The organism is Martelella alba (assembly GCF_005217455.1).
Lineage (GTDB): Bacteria > Pseudomonadota > Gammaproteobacteria > Enterobacterales > Enterobacteriaceae > Acerihabitans.
This window is the reverse complement of record NZ_SZPQ01000005.1, coordinates 1-19,099: the sequence shown is the minus strand read 5'-3', so window position 1 is coordinate 19,099 and position 19,099 is coordinate 1. Positions and strand designations below refer to the sequence as shown.

20 protein-coding genes are annotated in these 19,099 nt (G+C 50.0%); 19 read left to right on the top strand and 1 reads right to left on the bottom strand.

The annotated features are described in order from the left end of the window. The 16 genes from FCN80_RS06730 to FCN80_RS27400 form a co-directional block, all read left to right on the top strand. The coding region (locus FCN80_RS06730) for a TraG/VirB4 family ATPase (RefSeq protein ID WP_445081504.1) at positions 1–1,192 on the top strand (1,192 nt) is incomplete at its 5' end. Between the two features lie 17 nt (positions 1,193–1,209). Further along, positions 1,210–1,917, top strand: coding sequence for a TrbJ/VirB5 family protein (locus FCN80_RS06725; protein WP_230492533.1), 708 nt, complete (start codon positions 1,210–1,212; stop codon positions 1,915–1,917). An 11-nt stretch (positions 1,918–1,928) separates the two neighbouring features. Then, positions 1,929–2,156, top strand: a complete 228-nt coding sequence (locus FCN80_RS06720) for an EexN family lipoprotein (RefSeq protein WP_136989284.1) — start codon at positions 1,929–1,931, stop codon at positions 2,154–2,156. Between the two features lie 10 nt (positions 2,157–2,166). After that, complete coding sequence (locus FCN80_RS06715) at positions 2,167–3,231, top strand: TrbL/VirB6 family protein (RefSeq protein WP_136989282.1); 1,065 nt, start codon at positions 2,167–2,169, stop codon at positions 3,229–3,231. A 93-nt stretch (positions 3,232–3,324) separates the two neighbouring features. Next, positions 3,325–3,462: a hypothetical protein gene (locus FCN80_RS26395; protein ID WP_170975329.1), complete on the top strand. Its 138-nt coding sequence runs from the start codon at positions 3,325–3,327 to the stop codon at positions 3,460–3,462. After that, positions 3,455–4,138, top strand: coding sequence for a VirB8 family type IV secretion system protein (locus tag FCN80_RS06710; RefSeq protein WP_136989281.1), 684 nt, complete (start codon positions 3,455–3,457; stop codon positions 4,136–4,138). The genes FCN80_RS26395 and FCN80_RS06710 overlap by 8 nt, the downstream gene beginning before the upstream one ends. Beyond that, positions 4,138–5,043 (top strand): P-type conjugative transfer protein VirB9, encoded by a 906-nt coding sequence (gene virB9 / locus FCN80_RS06705; RefSeq protein ID WP_136989279.1) that lies wholly within the window; start codon positions 4,138–4,140, stop codon positions 5,041–5,043. The genes FCN80_RS06710 and virB9 overlap by 1 nt, the downstream gene beginning before the upstream one ends. Before the next feature lie 19 nt (positions 5,044–5,062). Further along, complete coding sequence (virB10, locus tag FCN80_RS06700; RefSeq protein WP_136989277.1) at positions 5,063–6,316, top strand: VirB10/TraB/TrbI family type IV secretion system protein; 1,254 nt, start codon at positions 5,063–5,065, stop codon at positions 6,314–6,316. Then, entirely contained in the window at positions 6,306–7,331 is a 1,026-nt protein-coding gene (virB11, locus tag FCN80_RS06695) for a P-type DNA transfer ATPase VirB11 (RefSeq protein ID WP_136989275.1), read from the top strand. The genes virB10 and virB11 overlap by 11 nt, the downstream gene beginning before the upstream one ends. Beyond that, the gene (locus tag FCN80_RS06690) at positions 7,328–7,729 is read left to right on the top strand and encodes a cag pathogenicity island Cag12 family protein (RefSeq protein WP_136989274.1); all 402 of its coding nucleotides are present in this window, start codon (positions 7,328–7,330) and stop codon (positions 7,727–7,729) included. The genes virB11 and FCN80_RS06690 overlap by 4 nt, the downstream gene beginning before the upstream one ends. Before the next feature lie 45 nt (positions 7,730–7,774). After that, complete coding sequence (locus FCN80_RS06685; RefSeq protein WP_136989272.1) at positions 7,775–8,077, top strand: TrbM/KikA/MpfK family conjugal transfer protein; 303 nt, start codon at positions 7,775–7,777, stop codon at positions 8,075–8,077. 49 nt (positions 8,078–8,126) lie between these two features. Beyond that, on the top strand, positions 8,127–8,432 hold the full coding sequence (locus tag FCN80_RS06680; RefSeq protein ID WP_136989270.1) for a dpoa decarboxylase: 306 nt from the start codon (positions 8,127–8,129) through the stop codon (positions 8,430–8,432). Positions 8,433–9,211: 779 nt separating this feature from the next. Continuing rightward, positions 9,212–10,948 carry a type IV secretory system conjugative DNA transfer family protein gene (locus FCN80_RS06665; protein WP_136989268.1) on the top strand — a complete coding sequence of 579 codons (1,737 nt, stop codon included), beginning with the start codon at positions 9,212–9,214 and terminating at the stop codon, positions 10,946–10,948. Continuing rightward, complete coding sequence (mobC, locus tag FCN80_RS06660) at positions 10,945–11,709, top strand: MobC family replication-relaxation protein (RefSeq protein ID WP_306767853.1); 765 nt, start codon at positions 10,945–10,947, stop codon at positions 11,707–11,709. The genes FCN80_RS06665 and mobC overlap by 4 nt, the downstream gene beginning before the upstream one ends. 189 nt (positions 11,710–11,898) lie before the next feature. Further along, on the top strand, positions 11,899–12,198 hold the full coding sequence (locus FCN80_RS06655) for a hypothetical protein (RefSeq protein ID WP_136989265.1): 300 nt from the start codon (positions 11,899–11,901) through the stop codon (positions 12,196–12,198). A 355-nt stretch (positions 12,199–12,553) separates the two neighbouring features. Continuing rightward, positions 12,554–12,844: a transposase gene (locus tag FCN80_RS27400; RefSeq protein WP_136989264.1), complete on the top strand. Its 291-nt coding sequence runs from the start codon at positions 12,554–12,556 to the stop codon at positions 12,842–12,844. Positions 12,845–13,042: 198 nt separating this feature from the next. On the opposite strand, the gene FCN80_RS06645 is transcribed toward FCN80_RS27400, so the two are convergent. After that, on the bottom strand, positions 13,043–13,987 hold the full coding sequence (locus tag FCN80_RS06645) for an ArdC family protein (RefSeq protein WP_136989262.1): 945 nt from the start codon (positions 13,985–13,987) through the stop codon (positions 13,043–13,045). Positions 13,988–14,657: 670 nt separating this feature from the next. Here FCN80_RS06645 and FCN80_RS06640 point away from each other — a divergent pair. The 3 genes from FCN80_RS06640 to FCN80_RS06630 form a co-directional block, all read left to right on the top strand. Then, positions 14,658–15,644: an AAA family ATPase gene (locus FCN80_RS06640; protein ID WP_136989261.1), complete on the top strand. Its 987-nt coding sequence runs from the start codon at positions 14,658–14,660 to the stop codon at positions 15,642–15,644. Between the two features lie 25 nt (positions 15,645–15,669). After that, positions 15,670–18,090, top strand: a complete 2,421-nt coding sequence (locus FCN80_RS06635) for a S8 family peptidase (protein ID WP_136989259.1) — start codon at positions 15,670–15,672, stop codon at positions 18,088–18,090. Positions 18,091–18,416: 326 nt separating this feature from the next. Beyond that, on the top strand, positions 18,417–19,099 hold a 683-nt coding region (locus FCN80_RS06630), incomplete at its 3' end, for an RNA-directed DNA polymerase (protein WP_136989258.1).

Sequence of the window (19,099 nt, the reverse complement as noted above, 5' to 3'; positions counted from 1 at the left end):
CCTGCATAACACGCTGGCGGACAAGGACGAGTTCAATGAAAAGAACCCGGCCAGTACCTGCATTCTCGGCACCAATGGTTCGGGTAAAACCATGCTGATGACGTTCCTTGAAAACATGCAGCAGAAATATGGCCGCGCGGACAGTTTTTCTCCTGATGCGAAAACCCAGCGGCTGACAACCGTTTACCTGGACAAGGACCGGGGCGCGGAAATGAACATCCGGGCGCTGGGCGGCCGTTACTTCCGTATCACGCATGGCGACCCCACGGGATGGAACCCGTTTTCGCTGTCGCCCACGAAACGCAATATCAGTTTCATCAGTCAGTTGATGAAACTGCTGTGTACGCGTAACGGTGCGACCATCACGCCCCGTGATGAGCGTCGCCTGAACGATGCCGTTAACGCCGTGATGAGCAATGAGCCGCAATACCGTGTCTGTGGTATTACGCGCCTGCTGGAGAATCTGCCGGAACCTGCGACCAGGGAAGCTCAGGAGAATGGCCTGAGTATTCGCTTGTCGCAGTGGGCACAGGGCGGCGAGTTTGGCTGGGTGTTTGATAACGCATCAGACACGTTCGATATCAGCCACTGCGATAACTTTGGTATTGACGGCACGGAGTTTCTGGACGATGCGGACGTCTGTGCGCCGATTTCCTTTTATCTGCTGTACCGCATCACCAGTCTGCTCGATGGACGAAGGCTGGTTATCTTTATGGACGAGTTCTGGATGTGGCTCAGGGATCCGGTCTTTAAGGATTTCGCCTATAACCGGTTGAAAACCATCCGTAAATTGAACGGGATGCTGGTTGTGGGCACCCAGTCCCCGGCGGAGATCATCAGGGATGAAATTGCGCCCGCCGTGATTGAGCAGTGCGGGACGCAGATCCTGGCAGCCAACCCCGGCGCCGACCGGGCGCACTATGTTGACGGGATGAAGTTTGAACCGGAAGTGTTCGAGGTGGTGAAAAATCTGAACCCGCAGGCCCGCCAGTATGTGGTGGTAAAAAATCAGTTCCGGCGTGGCGACACAAAACGCTTTGCCGCCCGCGTGACGCTCGACCTCTCCGGTATCGGCCGATACACCCGGGTCATGAGCGGCAGCGCCGACAACCTCGAAATCTTTGACTCGATTTACCAGGAAGGAATGCAGCCGCATGAATGGCTGGAACCTTACCTGGCTCAGGCACTCTGACAACCCACAGGAGACCCATGATGAAAAGGCGTTTTCATGCCCTGATGTTCGCGTGCGTGATGGCAAGCCCCCTGGCGCACGCCGGTATTCCCGTTCTGGTGGATGCCGATCCGCTTCGTGAGGCCGAATGGCTGAAAGAAGCGCAGCGCTGGATGCAGACCGCACAACATTATCAGAGCCAGATCCAGGCGTATAAAGACCAGCTGGCGACGGCTACCGGCATCCGTGATATCGCTGATTTTGTGGATCAGGCGAAGAGTCTGAAATCGGATCTGGAACAACTGCGCAGACCGGGCCAGACACTCAATGATCTGCTGCTTTCCGGCGGCACCTCCGGACAGTTCGATGCGCTGTATGCAAAGTACCGGGTTTTCGATACCTGTAACGCGGAACAGTCGGGAAGCTATGCCGATACCTGCAAACAACTGGTCATCAATAAGGCGATCCAGTTTGAGCAGACTGATGAGATCCAGGAGCAGGTCAGCCAGACGCTGGGGGAAATCAACGATCTCTCCGATCGGATCTCACTTTCCAGAGACTCAAAGGAGTCTCAGGACCTTGCCAACAGTATTCAGCTAAAATCAGTGATGCTGAACACGCTCACAGACCAGTGGGAAATGAGCGTGAAGGCAGCAGAAAAGCGCGAAAAAGTGCTGGAGGACGAGCGTGTTAAACAGTGGAATCAGCAACAGTTAAATGCGCCAACCCCTGATTTAAACGGCTAAAGGAGTCTCACATGCGTTTATTAACCCTTTCTTTCTTGTCCTTATTATTCGTCGTCATTAGCGGCTGCAAAGAAGAAGCCAGAACGACTCAGTGGTACAGGGATCATCCTGATGAGCTAAAAGCGGTGTATGAGAAATGCCAGAAGACCGGCGATGCCTCAGAAAACTGTAAAAACGCCAATGAAGCCCATTATCAGATTCAGCAGTTAAATGCCCCCACTCCCGATCTGAATTCATAGTGAGGTTAATATGTCCGGTGGTGTATTTATCGGTGTTGAGAAACACCTCATAGGAGGAGTCACCGACGCCACAAAGGGACTGATGATGTCATACTCCTCCATGATGATAGGGCTGGCGGCAACGTCAGCTACCCTCTATATCCTGTGGCGTGGTTACCAGACCCTGGCGGGCAAACTCTCCACGCCGATGGAGGACGTCATGTGGGACATCATGAGGATGGCAATCATCCTGTCCTTTGTGGCAAATGTCAGCGGTTATCTTGATGGTGTTATTGACGCCATCAATGGCTTAAAGGAGGGATTTTCCGGCAGTGATAATATCTGGCAGTTACTGGATAGCCTATGGGATAAAGCGAAGGTATTAGGCAAAACGTTACACGATATGGATAACTCAACCTATATAAAAGATGAGGGCATGACTGCTCAATTTTATGTCTGGCTCGGGATATTCGTATTAATGATCGTAACAGCCTTTGTTTCAATGATCGCGGAGGTCATGATTCTGCTGCTGAGTATTACCGCCCCTGTGTTTATCTTTTGTCTGCTGTATGGTTTTTTACGTCCCATGTTTAACAACTGGCTGCAAAATGTTTTCGCCGCCATATTAACGGTTTTGTTTTCTGCGTTGTCGCTACGCATTGTCGTTAATTATTTAAACTCGCGGTTAGATATTGCAACACAACTATCTGCACAATCCAACATTGTGGAGTTAGGCGCGCAGGTCTGCCTGGCGGGTATCTGTGCGGCAATACTGGTTTATCTCTCCGCAAAACTTGCTGGCTCTCTTGCCGGAGCAAGTGCCACCGTCTCCATGCAGGGGCTGGCGGCGGTGGGACTCGGCGCGGCGTCATTTGGTGCCGGAAAACTGGCAGCAGGAACCGGGAAGCAGACAACCCGCGCCATTCAGAACAACATCCAGGGCTGGCGCGATGCCAGCGCGGGTAAACCCGGCAGCGGTCCGGGATACAGCGCGGCGAAAGCGCGTCAATATGCGATTGAGCAGATGATCGCCCGCAACGAAGCCCGGCGACTGGCACAAGCCAGGGACTCAGCGATTCAGAAATTCCATCGTTAAACCTGTCATCACTGGTCGAAATATCCCCGTTATCCCCCATGGTGAAAACATAGCCCTGTTTTCATTCCACTGATCTCACAGAGGACACACCCCATGAAACGCCTGATTGCGCTGGCTTTGCTGTGCGCACTTTCCGGCTGCGCCCGGTCCACTTATCCCCCGGCATTCAGCGGGCAGGGAGCGCCTGTGAATACCCCTCAGATTATGGCGGAGTTAAATCATCATGAGTGAGCAGACCCTTATTGCGGATTCACGCACCTTTGAGCAACAGATGATTGAGCGGGACAAACGCGCCATGAAAGCCGGGTTTATCACCGGTGGCGCGGGCCTGCTTATCGCCGTACTGGCGCTCATCGCCGTGGTGGTGATGCTGCCCCTGAAACAGACGGTCATTGAACTGTACACCGTGGATAACCATACCGGGCGGGTGGAGCACGTCACCCGCGCATCGAAAACCAGCCTGACGGCGGAGGCAGCTTATCAGAAAGCAATGACCGCCAGCTACGTCAGATTGCGTGAGCGGTATGTGTATCCCTCCCTCCAGGATGACTATAAGACGGTACAGATTTACAACAGCCCACAGGTCAACGATGACTATCTGGCGCTGTATGCCGGTAAAGAGGCCCCGGACAAAGTGTACCAGGACGGGGCGCATACCGTGCACATCGACATCCTGTCAAACCAGCTCACCGATGGCACAGACCCCGACAGAGTCGCCACCCTCCGCTACAAAAAGACCATCCGCCGCCTCGCGGACAACCGTACCCGTACCGAATACTGGGATACCCGCCTGACGTTCCGCTCTGCCCCTGATAAGGCGATGACCGATACGGAGCGGGAGGTTAACCCGTTCGGCTTTACCGTGACGAGCTGGCAGGCAGACCGTGAAATCCGGGGAGGTGAATAATGAAACGCATTATCCTTATCCTGCTCGCGCTGATGCTGTGCGGCACGGCATGGAGTTCCGCCATCCCGCAGGCAAGCCGTTTTGATGCCCGCGTTCAGCAGGTGGTTTATAACCCCCTGAACGTCACCGTCGTCAGTACCCGGCCCGGCTTCATGACCACGCTGGTGTTTGACAGTGACGAAGCGGTTATCAGCGCCAGGCCCGGCTTTGAGGAGGCGTGGGAGGCCACGCCGGACGCCAACCGGGTCAACGTCCGCCCGGTGGCGCTGGTTCAGGGCACGCCCGGCGCGGACGGCAACACCACCCAGGTGGTCATCCCGCCCAACAGCCGGGACTGGCACACTAATATGCTGGTCGTCACCACCCGGCGTTTATATAACATCGAGCTGAACGTCATTGATGATAAATCACCGCAGCAGCCTGCTTTCCAGGTGAGCTACCGCTATCCGGGCGAAGCCCTGGAGAAAACCCGCCAGGCGGAAGCGGTCAGGCAACGCGAACAGACGCAAAAACAGCAGCAGGCCGACATTCAGCAGGCCCTGAACAGTGCGCAGACGCCGCGCAACTGGGACTACCTCAAATACCCGGGAAGTGACAGCGCACGTATTGTCCCTGATTTCGCGTATGACGATGGCCGCTTTACCTTCGTGGGTTTCTCCCCCGCAAAATCCATTCCCTCCGTGACAAAAGCGCTGAACGGCCAGGAGCAGGTTGTTAACAGCACTATCCGCAGGAAAGGCAGCTTTACCGTACTGGTTATTCAGGAAGTCACGCCCCGTCTGGTTCTGCGTTCCGGTCATGCCGTGGTCGGACTGGAAAATCGTGGTTTCGGCAGGGTCCAGGCCGCTGATGGTGCCACGGTTTCCCCGCAGGTTGAGCGGGTAGAAAAACCCGCAACCCATTGACAACTGAGGAGTCATGCAGATGAACGACGAACACCCGCATCCTGTGCCGGATGAATCCCGGACCACCCCGGCACAAACGGATGACGACATTGCCGCGCTGGAGCGCGAGGCCCGTGCAAAGCGGGAAACGGAGCTTTTCACCGCGCAGGAGGATGAAGAGAGCGATCCGGTACAACCCGCGATCAACAAACTGAAAAAGCGCAGGCGCGGGAAAGCCACCGCGTTTCTGGCGCTCGCCGCCGTCGCGCTGATAGCGCTGGCATGGGCGGGTAACTGGATATACCGCAATTTCCTCTGGCAGCAAGGTGAGGAAAAGCGGCAGGATGCCGCGCCACAGCCGAACCGGAGCGATTACCGGCAGCGTACCGATCTGGGGACGCACGATACCGAAGCGGGCACACCGGAACCGGCGGACAACAGCCCGCGCAGTGCGACGGTCACCGGGCCGGAGACACCGCCGGAACTGGATAAAGCCCGTTTTCTGATTCGCCGGGATAACTCTGCCGCTGCGGCCCGAAACCCGGTCCGGACCCGGCAGCAGGAGATGACACAGGCAGCTTCTGACGGTCAGCAGTCAGGGACGCCATCCACTGGCTCCGGTCAGCAGCCAGACACAACGCCGCCACAGTCGGAACAATCCCCGTCAGCAGTACGGCGTATTCCTTACAACCCGGATCTGTACGTGCCGGAAAATACCGCCATTCCCTGTTCGCTGGATTACCGCTTTGTTTCGGACCGGGCGGGGAAAATCCGTTGCACGATTGCCGAAGATATCTGGAGCGCCAGCGGTAATACGAAGCTGATTGAAAAAGGGACCACCGCCACGGGTATTTACCAGACTGGCGCAGAAACCGGGATGACACACGGACAGGGCCGCGCCTTCCTCATCATCACGAAACTGCGTACCCGCCAGCCCCCCTATCTTGATATTCCGCTGGTCGATACCCACGCTGCCGGGGAACTGGGCGAGGCCGGTGTTGACGGCTGGATCGACTCGCATTTCAGCGAACGATTCGGGGGCGCGTTACTGGTCGGCATGATCCCCGATATTGGCGCATGGGCCTCCAACAGTGCCGGTCAGAAAGATCGTAACACGGACTATACCGAAAACAGCCGTCAGGCGATGGCGGATATGGCGCGGACCACACTGGAAAACAGCATCAATATCCCGCCGACCGTGCACAAAAATCAGGGTGAGATCATCAACCTGGTCACCGGACAGGATATTAATTTTTCCGGCATCTATACGCTGAGGATGAAAAATGACCGCTAAAAATATCTCACTGGACCGCTATAAACAGCGGTTTTTTGGCGATTTTCTGGCGCTTCCCGGACTGACGGAGATCGCCGTCAATCGTCCTGGCGAACTTTTCACCAAAATTAACGGCGTCTGGGCACAGCACGCCGTCCCGCTGGATTATGAGGGCTGCTACAACTTCGCCAGATGCCTTGCGAAACATCACGGCGACAATATCGAAGATATCAAGCCGGGGCTGTCGGCCACGCTGGAGTCCGGCGAACGTTGTCAGGTCATCGTGCCCCCGGCCTGCGAGCGTGACACGGTGTCCATCACGCTGCGTAAACCTTCACAGGTACAAATCCCGCATCAGGACTATGTCGACGCCGGGTTTTACAACCGGGTGACGGGCACGGAAAAAACGCGGACGCACAATGAGGAATTACTGACCTTATATCACGCAAAAGATATTCCGCGCTTTATGGAGAAGTGCGTGGAGTACGGTAAAACCCTCGCGGTGGCCGGGGAAACCAGTACCGGGAAAACCACCTATATGAAGATGCTGATTGGTTATATCCCCCTTCATCTGCGTATTACGACTATTGAAGATAACCCGGAAATCATCTTATTTATGCATAAAAACTACGTCCACCTTTTTTATCCGTCGGAATCGGCAGATGAAAAAGGGTCAATTGTGACGCCCGCCAGCCTGCTGCGCTGGAATTACCGCATGAATCCCGACCGCATACTGTTAACCGAAGTACGCGGCGGGGAAGCCTGGGATTTTCTCAAAATAACCGGCTCCGGACATGAAGGCAGCATGACATCTATTCATGCGGGTTCGGCAATCGAAGCGGTGGACGGGTTTATTACCCGCTGCTATGAAAATCCGCAATGCGCCCGACTCCCTTACACCTTTATGTTACGCAAGGTGCTGGACAGTCTGGACGTTATCGTGAGTATTGACCTGGACGGCAATGTGCGCCGGATGAATGATATTTATTTCCGGCCACTGCACCGCAGCGCTTTTTTTGAGGAGATGAAAGCATGATAAAGCTTATCAATATGCTGCTATTTTCGCTGGTACTTTCCGGCTGTTCTTCACCCCCGCCCCCGGTTCCTGTTGAATGGGATAAACCGGGCCAGTCAGTTAATACCAGTTTACCACAATGGCGTGATAACCCGGTTATTATTTCTTCTCTGGTCGTGAAAGATAAATGGTTATTGTCCATTCAAGCACGTAATTTTAACGGAACACCACGCTGGACCCCCGCTGTATTTTACGCGGTCGCCCACTCAGCACGTATTGTTGTTGCAGCGCCATCAGGCGCAGATTTCTTTACTGCAAAAAACTGGCTGCGGCGATATGGCGCAAAAGGCGTTATTGAATATCAACCTGTCCCTGACTGCCTGACATGCAGCGATACCTGCATTTATTTTTCGCATTAAATTTCCCTCACATTCTGAAACTCACCTTACCGTAAGGATGTCATCATGAAATATTCAGCTATTGCGGTGGCAGTGCTGTGCATTGCTGCCGGGACGCCTGTTTATTCTTTCGCTGCCGAACCATGTGAAGTCGTACTTTGCATGTACGGGAAAGCGACAGGGAACAGTGGAGGGAGCGAATGCCATTCTGCTGAACGTGCTTTCTTTAATATCGTTAAAAAGAATAGACACGGATTTTTACCCAATCATACACTCAATGCCAGAAAAGCTTTCCTGGGGGAATGCGCCAGCGCTGATCCGGAAGCGGTGAATAAAATCTTGTCCAGGTTTGGCAGAGTCAGAGGGTAATAAAACCCCGGCCATTATTTTAATAACCCCCCTGTATGGAGAAATAAAAGTGGATAAAGAAGACCTGTTTATTGCCAACATTCACTCAACACATCAGGACAGAATATCTGTCACGTGTATCTATGATTCTCTTTCAAAAGAAGCCTGTCGGGGGTGCGGGCTTTATTATGAGATATATGAAAGCCGGTTCATCGGTTTATTGCGACATCATCTTTCACAGCTTAATAAGCCGGATGCAGAGAAACTCAGACAATATGCCGAAAGTCAGGGAACGAAGGTCGATGATGAAACGTACTGTGCGGCATTAAACGCTGAACAGGAATGCCGGACTAAAATAGCCCGCGACCAGATGTGAATCACAGACACTGACAATATATCGAACGACGCCACAGACTGACAGACGACGGGTTTCAGGCGTGATTATTTTTGGCTTCAATTTCGGAGAAATTGTTAAGCCGTAAAATAAGTACGTGGCGCGCGGACAGAAAATTCAATTCCGGAGGAATTGTTAATTTTCAGGCACCGCACCCACCTGCGAACATTCGCCCAAAGCGAATTGAGCAGGCCGGGGGGGAGCCGAATAAATTTCGCCGCCCCAGCGTGCGAAAAGCTGTCGCCCACGACAGCGGTTTATTTGGGGGGCTTGCCCCGCACACCGTCAAGCCAGGTAATATTTCCCGCCCCAGCGGGGAATATTGCCGAACAGGCGCGACCAACCCCTTTAAAGCAGCGTTCCCGTTTTTTCGAGCCTGCGAGAAAAAACAGGCTAAACGCGCGTCTTAAAGGGGTTGGTCGCGCGTAGCGGGCGACGGTGTGCCGCTGTTGACCCTGGGGGTTTTGACGCGGCGTCCAGCCACGACATTACCCCCATGTTTCCGGCTGTCAGGGCGTACAGCCAGGACAAAGGAAACACGCTGTTGCCCGTCATGCGGGCGTTTCAGGTGACGGACGACCACCGATCGGCTGTTTTCTGAAAGCGCGGACAACGGGCATGAACGTCGGAGGCGTTCAGTGCTTTTTATCCTTTTATGGGCGTCACCGCCGGGCGTCGCGCGGGGGCGTGGGGTGTAACGTCCATCGGTGACGCCCATGTAGTGCGCCCGTCACACCGAAATCAGACCGGAGATCACTGCAATGGGAACTCATCTGATGCAAAGGCTGAATGCCTTTTCGGATGCCTTTTCTGTTTTTTTGCTCTGGCTGCAACACAACCCGGTAATATTATCCATATTCGCCGGGCTGACGCTGCCCTTTATTTTTCATCTGCCACGTGAAGAAAGAAAAAACGCCCCCTTCTGGTTAAAATCGGTGGCGTGCGTGTCCCTCTTCTTTTTTCTGTCCGGCACGCTGTCACCGCTGACCATTCAGGGGCTGAGTTTTTTCTTTACGGTACTCGATACTCACATTCTGCTCAGATTATCACTCTGGATACTGACCGTCGGATTTACGCTTGCCGGTCTGGCATTTCACATTACCGCCCGACGGTTACTGGCCGGAGAAATTGACAGTTTAAAACACCGGATGATTAAGAAAAGCAAACTGGAAAGAAATACCAGGACGGATGTTCGTGACGTCAGGGATATGTTACCTGACAGTATTGCGTATAATCCACTGGATTATATTGACCTGAACAAGGGTATTTTTATCGGGCTGGATAAAGACGATCAGCCGCAATATATCACCGCCGAAGAATTTCAGACGCAGCACGCCGACCTTATCGGCACTACCGGCTCCGGTAAAGGCGTAAGCGCCTGTGTCCTGCTTTATCAGGCAATACTGTCAGGAGAAGGGATCTTTGTCGAAGATCCGAAAAATGATGAGTGGGCCCCGCATGTATTGCGTGAAGCCTGCCAGAAAGCGGGAAAACCGTTTGTCCTCATTAACCTGAATGACCTTCATTTCCAGCTTGATTTACTGGCTGATATTTCTCATGAACAACTCGAAGAGCTGTTTAATGCTGGTTTCAGCCTGGGTAAAAAAGGCGAAGGTGCTGACTTTTATCGTATCGCCGATCGCCGTGCCGCCAGAAATACAGCAGCTATTTATGAAAAGGGCATGACGTTACGCGATTTATTTTACACTGACTTTGTGAAATCCCTCAGTGAAGATGTGCCTGCTTTTTATGGCGAGCTGGAGGAAATCGCTTTAGTGAATTCCATTAATGCCAGTAAGGGGTTTTCATTAAAGACAGTATTTGATGAGGGCGGCTGCTGTTACATCATTGGATCGATGCGTAACCAGAAAATCATCTCGGCGCAACGCATGATTTTAACCCGCCTGATTCAGATAGCCGAAACACGCGACAGAATAAAAAGAAAGCCACGCCCTGTCGCTATTTTTCTTGATGAACTTAAATATCACCTTTCCCGCCCGGCGCTTGAGGGGCTTGGCGCGGCGAGGGATAAAGGTGTGCATATCATCATGGCGCATCAGTCGGTGAAAGATTTATATGACTGCCCGGCAGATCTGGAGGGTGATGCCATCGCCGGTTCGGTTATCGAAAACTGTAAATTCATGCTGGTTTATCGCCTTCGTGATCCGGATACCGCCGACTGGGTGGCAAGGATGACCGGCTCTATTCTGGTTGACGATGAAATGCGGAAAGTGAAAACGGATATCGCCCTGACGGAGAAAATGGAAACGGACAGGATGATCCGGCAGGCGGAGCGTTATTATATCGACAGCAATATGCTCCTCAACCTGCCGAAATTCGTCGGTTTTGTTTTCACCCAAAGTGATCTTGCAAAGGCGACAAAATTTTTTCATATACCGGCAAAAAAGCAATATATCGACCTGCTGTCATTTGAACATAAAGACCCGCTGCATACCGAAAAAGAAAACCAGGTTCACAAACCTTCTATTAACCTGTGAGGCTGCCCGTGCTTATTCATAACGTTGCCGAAAGAAATGAAGCCGCAAACCGGAGAATGGAGACATTACTGAGTTTTCTTAAGGAAGAAACATTCTCTGATTTTCCAACCTTAAAAAAAGTGGTCGGCTATAAAGGAAGGCATAACCACGCCATGTATAACCTGCTGAATAAAGCTGTGACACTGGGATTGTTGAGCAAACATGAATATCCGGTACTGACCGGGAAAAAGGCATTGTGGGGAATATCCATGCAGGGACTGGCAAGAGTGGTTAACGCGGATGACCCTGTTTTCCCCGCTTATTTTGAGCCGGGAAAACTCAGGCACTGGACGCTGGAGCACCGTCTGTTAAACCAGCGGGTCAGACTTGCCCTGGAGGAAAAAGGCGGTACGGGCTGGCTTAACGGCGACCGGGGGGCGTTTATGGCGCGGTATCCGGGTGTCCGGCACCGACCAGACGGCATCATTACCTTAAGCAGCGGAGCCATCGTTGCGGTGGAAACAGAGCGCTCGCTGAAAACCCGCGCCCGTTACATCAGCATTATTAACAGTCATCTGGCGGCCAGCGACGCCGGACACTGGCACTATGCCATGTATGTTATGCCGGATGATAAAACGAAAGAATCGCTGGTCAGGCTGTTTGGCAGCATCAGGACGGTGATGAGGAACCCTGTTCCCGTTCCGTTTGATGCGAAGAACCGGGAAATGTTTCTGTTCCGCACCCTAAATGAACTGGAACAGGCATCCACCAACCGCGACTAAAACGCCAGCCCCTGTTGTGGATGTAAACAGGATAATAGACACCCTGCAATGACCGGGAGGTTACCCAGCCCGACAGATGTCGAACATCATCCCTCTCGCGAATATTTAGACCGCGCTGGACGACAGGGACGCTCAACTGAGCGTATTACCTGACAAAACCCATGATCTCAAAACAGACAGGAAAAAAAAATGAACAGAAACGCCGACCCGCTTTCGGGCGTACTCACTGAAATGTGCGCAAAAGCACTTGTCACATGGATGACTCATTCCGCACAGCAAGGCATGCCACGCGAAGAACTGCTGATACGCGGCAACGATTTTGTGTATGCCCTCCACGCCAATTTTGTTTTGCTACATGATGTTTTATCAGAAACGATGGAGGATATTCAGCAACAGAGTCACAAACTCGAAGAAAGCGTGGACATTCTGGCGCAGCGTTTACACTCCCTCGGGGCAGAGGCCGATAATATGGTCGCCAGGATAAAATAATAATCCTTTCTTAACCAGTCCTCCTTCAACCAGAGCCTGACATAGGTCCTCCTGTAGGAGTCACTGACTCTTGCTTAAACGCACAGCACCCCAGCAACATAATATTCATCCCGATCTAAGCTGCGCCAGTAGCGTAATCACTGGGGTTAACATTCCTTTTGCGGTATGCGCGGGCTCTTTGCCGCCCGCACCCGCAACCTGCGAATTTTCCGGACATAATATGTCCGGAAAATTCGCAGGGAAATTGAAACCTCTGTCACTCTGCCTGCCCCGATACAAGGTTAATGTAGTGGTCTAATAAAACCGGACACCAATTAAAGGCGTTGCTATAGTAGCGCCATTAACAGAGGTGCCCATGTATCACGACCGTTCTCGATTTACCCCAGAGTTTAAACTTGAAGCCGTTAGCCTTGTGCTGGATAAGAACTACACCGTCACTCAGGCATGCGATGCGTTAGGCATTGGGCCGACTGCATTACGCCGCTGGATTAAGCAGTTCAGGCAAGAGCAGCAAGGCTTCGTACCCGAAGGCGCTAAAGCACTGACGCCAGAGCAACGGGAAATCCAGGAACTGCGTAAACGTATCGACCGTCTTGAACTCGGTCAGTGTCAAGGTTGTTGTCACCCCCTGCGAGCCTGTTGGTAATTATACCGTCAGTATCCCTTGGTAATCACACTAATACATATCAGTTACTACCTGATGAGTTATTACAATCAACAACGACCGCATAGCCATAATGCAGGTTTTACACCTGACTATGTGGAAAAACGACTCAACAAACTGTCCGGAAATAGTTGACCACTACATAAAGCCGCATTCCTTTGCGGCTTCTTATCCTCCTGCTCAGACCTTCTCCATCAGATAACGATGCGCTTTCGATGCCGCGCTGGCAGCTTTGAAGATATAACGCTTGTCGTTTTTCAGTGCTTTCAGCCAGGAAGCAATATAGCTCTCGTGCTGCACCTCTCCGACAATCCCCAGATCCGCCATCAGGAACGCGCTTCCCAACTCGGCGATCAGCTCTTCAAAAGCATAATCCTCACTGCCAAATCTCCCTTTCATTTCACGGTTAAGACGTGTTTTACCACCGCTCCAGTGCACCAGTTCATGCAGGCCGGTGGCGTAGAAATTAGCGGCATCAGAAAAAAGGTGACGCTCCGGTAACCAGACTTCATCAGTTGAGGGTCTGAAAAAGGCGTTTTGTCCTTTCTCAATGATGTTTGCGCCACTGCTGCGGAACATGTTTTCAGCCTGCGGCAACGGCTCGAACGTTTCAGCGGAACTCACTGCCTCAGCAGTCAGGGGAAGACCATCAATTTGTTCAACGTTAAACACGGTGAAGGTTTTCAGCATCGGGATATGGTCGATTTCTCCGGCATCGTTTTCCTTCTCCAGTGTGGTGTAGAAAATGGTGACCGTACCGTGCTCACCTTTGCGAACTTGTCCGCCTGCTGCCTGCGACTGTTTGTACGTCATCCAGCGGGAATCGCTGAAACCCTGTTTTGACGCACTGCACCACAGCAACATGATATTCATCCCACTGTAAGCCGCGGCGGTGGCGTAGTTGGAAGGTAAACCGGACATTCCCGGTACGCGCTTCCACGGACACGTCCAGGGCTTAACGCCTGTATCCAGTGCGCTAATGATGCTGTCGGTGATAGTCTGATAAATATCGGCTTTGGTTTTAGAAAATTTCGTTTTTGAGGAGCCTGACGGGTCCAGCGGGGATACGCTGGTCGCCGCTGCGGTGTTAGGGGCGCTGGTCCGGGTATGCAGGGAAATAGACATGGTTTTTTCTCCGTCAGTGGTGTGATTTTCGTCTTCGTATCGCCTGACGGTTCGCTTTCCCGACGTCGTTCCGGCCTGCAAGGGCGCAGTATGCGTGCCATTTACCCTTGTGGGACGGGTTGTGTTGGGAAACGATTAACCGAAAGCAGATACGGGGAACGGAAAGCACACAGGAGAAAAAAACTTGCCCCGGCATAGCCGGGCGTAGCGCCCCTTACTTCGCAGTGGTGAAATGCAGATTGGTGGTGTTGAGCCGGAGGCTGGCACTGACAGGAACTTCATGTAGGGGTTAGCATGCTCTCCTGCCGGACGAGACGATCCTGCTAACCTGGGGTGGTTTGTTCTGAAATTGTCTCGTTTCGGCATTAATCACTACCGAGTCCGGGCTGTCTCCTCATTGAACGCAGCGTACAGTCTAATCTCATGAATAAGAACACAGGGCACAGGAAAACCGCTATCTAAAAATCGACAAAATCAAAATTCAATAAATATTGTTAATTAACAACGCGTTATGATGACGACAACCAGTTTATAGAACAAAAACCTCAGGCATACAAGGGCATACTGGGCGAGGGAGAATATTGGGAAAGAAACAAGATTGGTGATAGCATGTTTACTGTGTGAGTGCCAACTTTTATTCAAAGATTGGATATTATCGACAGGTGTAAAAATGGCTAATGGCAAAATATTAAGACAGCTCCTCAAAGCGGGTACTCATGGAGATGCAGTGGCGTTTCGGCGCGCTTCTGAAGCTGTTATTGAAGAAGAACGCCAAAAGCAGCACCACTTGCTCGCTAATGATTTAGAACAAATTCTTTACGGTGGTGATAAGCATACAGCATCTACCACTCGAAAACCCCAGTTTGAATTCGATATTCCTGTCGATAAAGAACGCGGTCTCCCTCTTGTGGATATCAGGTCGCCAAATCGCTCTCTTGATGAAATCATTCTTCCTGATAGCAGTTTTTCCATGATAGAAGAGATTCTGGAAGAGCACCGGAGATCAGACGTACTACGCAGTTACGGGATGAAGCCATCGGGTAAAATCATATTTTTTGGACCACCAGGCTGTGGTAAAACACTGGCTGCCGAAGTGATCGCCTTCGAGTTAGACAGACCGCTTGCCATAGTTCGCCTTGATGCACTCGTCTCTTCTTTCCTCGGTGAGACAGCAGCTAACTTAAGAAAAGTTTTCGACTTCATAGCAATGCATAACCTGGTCGCTCTATTCGATGAATTCGATGCGATCGGCAAAGAGAGAAGTGACAATGGTGAGCATGGCGAGCTCCGGCGAGTCGTTAATGCAGTATTGCAGATGATGGACGCTTATGACGGTAGCAGTTTAATCCTTGCTGCAACTAATCATGAGGATATTCTTGATTCTGCTATCTGGCGACGTTTCGACGATGCGATCGAGTTCCCATTGCCAGATAACAAGCAGTTGACATTGTTGCTCCAGCTCAAATTGCGCGGAACTCGTCGTCAGTTTGAACTTGACGATCAGGAGCTACTAGCGGAATTTAAAGATAAGAGTGGGGCTGACATAGAACGTGTTGTTCGCCGGGCAGTCAAGCGAATGATTTTACGAGGCCAGGAATTCCTTACGCTCAAAGAGCTACGTGGTGCCCTTGTCCGCGAAGATCTCCGTAAGCACTAATGACATGTACCCAAGGAAGATGTAATTGGCAACTTACAAACACCTGACTATTACGCGTGAAAATCTCGATAATCGCCGACGTTCCAAGAATCCTCCTAAATTCACCAAACGGAGTGACCTGAGGGGACATGGTCAGAAATTGAATGCTTATTTTGCCACTGCAACTGCGGCCGCCCAGCGGCAGCTAAAATCTAGTGAGAACGCTCCATTTATACTTAAAATTCAATATGATGGTGCAATGCTTTTCGATAAACTTCAATCTCATGGGCTGGAATTCATAAGTCAGGAAAATAAGCAGCTGTGCGTGGTGTTTGCCACCGAACAAGGCTTGGCAATATTTCAGGATCATCTTAATAAACTGGGGATTGCGGGACAAAAGCTAACGTATATGCAAATTCTTGAGGCGATTGAAAGCATTGATAGCTGGTCCGCCGAAGATCGAAAAAGCTGGGCTTTGCGTCATATTGGCTTACCTGATTCCGAAACGTTTAGGCTTGATGTAGAACTTTGGCCACATCACGTAGCCAATCACCCATTACGCATCCAACTGTTCAACGCATTTGAGGCTTGGCTCACTGACATCGGCATCCGGAAACTGGACAGAATTAATCTTGATAGTTTGCTTATGTACAGAGTGGAAGTAAACAAAGATCAAGCTGCAATGCTGTTGAATCACCGTGACGTCAGGCTCGTTGATCTTACTCCAATGACCGGTATCAGTTATCCTCAACTTGATCGTGACATCACTGAATTTCCCCGAAATATACCTGCTCCGCAGCAAAACGCGGCTCGCGTTTGCATCTTAGATAGTGGTATCAATACAAATCACCCACTTCTGCGCCCCGCCATTGGAGAAAGTCGTTCTTTTATTCCAGGACAAGATGAATTTGATGATGCTGGTCATGGTACCGCAGTAGCGGGTATAGCCCTTTATGGGGACGTTGAAGCATGTGAGCGTAGTAACTTTTGGCATCCAGAATTTTGGTTGTATAACGGCAAAGTAATGCGCAAATGTCCGCATACAAATGATGCCATTTACGATGAAATCTCAATTGAAAAGACATTAATGCAAGCGGTTGAATATTTTGTAGGACTTGGTTGTCGGATCTTCAATTTGTCATTAGGTAATATGAATGCACCTTACGATGGTACACACATTAGGGGGCTTGCTTACATCCTTGACGTTTTAGCCAGAAAACATAACATTCTTTTTATTGTTTCTACCGGCAATTTTCGAGGCTCCGAAGATCCTCCTGTGCCTATCAAAAGCTGGCGCGATGAATACCCCGAGTATCTCATAGATGAACAAAGTGTCATCATTGATCCTGCACCAGCTCTGAATGCACTCACAGTGGGTAGTATTGCACGCCATAATGCAACATATGACAGTCAACGTTATCCTGAAATCCATCAGCTATCTCCGGCATCAGAAAATCAACCGTCTCCATTTACCCGACATGGCCCTTCGGTCAAAGGCGCTTTAAAGCCAGAACTCGTTGCTGCTGGAGGAAACCTCGCCAGTCCAATGCGGCAGGAAGGTTATCAATGGAAATCTGACATGCGGGGATTAGGCGTACTAACTCTGAACCACCAATTTCAGGGTAATACAATTTTCAAGGAAATTAGCGGTACAAGTTTCTCGGCACCTTATGTAACTCATTTGGCAGGAAGATTGTCCAACGATTACCCGGATGCTTCTGCTAATTTATTGAGAGCACTATTAGTCAATCAGGCAATACTACCGAGTGAATTAGACTCCGCCTTCCCTGCTGAACTTAAAAAAGCCTATAAGGCGGCAGCTAGGAAACGGGATATTTCCCGTGATATAGGGGGCTATGGTCAGATTAATGAAAATGACCTCTACCGATCATCGGATCACTGCGTGGTTTTGATGTGTGAAGAGATGATTGAGAAAGACTCTTGCCAGTTCTTTGAATTACCGCTACCGACATCATATCTTCGAAAAACCAAGGCCACTCGGGAGTTAAACATCACTTTAGCATATTCTCCAGCAGTTCGAACCACGAGACTCGACTATCTAGCTACTCAGATCAACTATCGATTGGTCAAGGGTGAATCTCTTGATACTGTCCAGAAATACTTCAATTATAAAAATCAAGACGATGCAAAAACTCGTAACGATGATGCGACTCCGAATCGTGAAATTTCAGCCCAGCTTAGAGGCAGGGGAACTGTGCAATCATCCAGATGGACGTTTAAGCAGCGTAACCCTGATGAGAAATGGTTCGTAGTTGTTACTCGCCAAGACAAAGAATGGACCCACCCAGATGTGCTTGATAAAGAACCTTATGCCTTAGTGGTTACTGTAGCTGATCGCGATAATGAGAATGCTCAACTTTATACAGAAATTCAGGCTGTGATTGCTCAACAAATCCAGGCTCGTGAACGAGCCCTACAAGAAGTGCGTCAACGAGCGACGTTATGAATTTTAAATAACTGTAACTACGATGTATTAGCCCAGATTTGACCTAACATAGATATGGTATAGAGAGCTAAACATCATCTGATAGGCCGCTCTGTGCCTAAAGCGGAAACTGCAAACGCCGGTTTGTATAAAGTTGATGGGAAGCAAGTCATGATGATTACTGTTTAATCAAATTTAAATGAACTAACCTAAGATACAGGTACAATTATAAAGACGATTGTAGTTACCCTTGAAATTTTATTTCAAATAAAATATTTTCGCTCTCAACAAATCTATGCTTGAAAAAATAAGTTGAGCGCATACAAATAATCAAAGGAATAACATTCATGAAAAAAATATACGAACTTTCGGGCAATGCAGCGCTAAAATACTTTCTTAAAAATGACTCTTACACCACATTAGAACTACCCACCTATATAAATTTTGCATCACTACTCGAAAAAATCAATACCGCTATAGTTGATAAAAAAATTAGCTATACTCCAGACCCTAAGTTGTTAATGGGAAAAGATATAAACTACCAAGTATTAGTTAGCAAAGATGGATTATATAGTTGGCGGCGGATAACGCTTATAAATCCTTTTTATTATGTTTATTTTTGCAGATTAATCACTTCTCCAAAAAACTGGAGAAAAATAAGGAAGGTATTCAAGGAATTCGAACTTAATGACCTTGTTTTGTGCTCAAGCATTCCTTTAAGTAAAAATAAATCATCTAATATAGCCGCATCCATAATTAACTGGTGGGAAGAGTTTGAGCAAAAAAGTCTCTCTCTGGCGCTTGAATATGAATTTATGTTCAGTACTGATATTTCTAACTTCTATCCATCAATTTACACTCATAGTTTTGAGTGGGTTTTTATAACTAAAGAAGAAGCAAAAAAGAAAACAAACAATGATAACCCCGGCCGTTTGATAGACACTCATATTCAAATGATGATGAATAATCAAACCAATGGCATACCGTTAGGTAGTACACTCATGGATACATTTGCTGAGCTCATATTAGG